Origin of the sequence: Achromobacter sp. UBA5777 (assembly GCF_002418565.1) — a bacterium.
Taxonomy (GTDB): domain Bacteria; phylum Pseudomonadota; class Gammaproteobacteria; order Burkholderiales; family Burkholderiaceae_B; genus Achromobacter; species Achromobacter animicus.
The window spans coordinates 42,254-42,510 of sequence record NZ_DIEJ01000184.1 but is presented as its reverse complement, the minus strand read 5'-3'; the positions used below and the strand labels follow the sequence as shown (position 1 = coordinate 42,510).

The 257-nt window shown below is 72.0% G+C and carries 1 pseudogene; it reads left to right on the top strand.

Annotated elements, in window-relative coordinates:
* A pseudogene (locus B3446_RS14485) lies at window positions 1-257 on the top strand (RNA helicase); the annotation flags it as partial.

Below are 257 nucleotides of genomic sequence, written 5' to 3'. Positions count from 1 at the left end.
ACCGCGACGGCGCGCCGCGCGATGGCGCACCGCGTGAAGGCCGTTCGTTCGGCGGCCCGCGTGGCGAGTTCAAGCCGCGCGACGGCGGCTATCAAGGCAACCGTTCGTTCGACGACCGCCCGTTTGGCGACCGCCCGCAGCGTTCCTTCGGTGACCGTCCCAGCTTCGGCGATCGTCCCCAGCGCGAAGGCGGCTACCAGGGCAATCGTCCCTTCGGCGACCGTCCTCAGCGTGAAGGCGGCTTCCGCGGCGGCGAC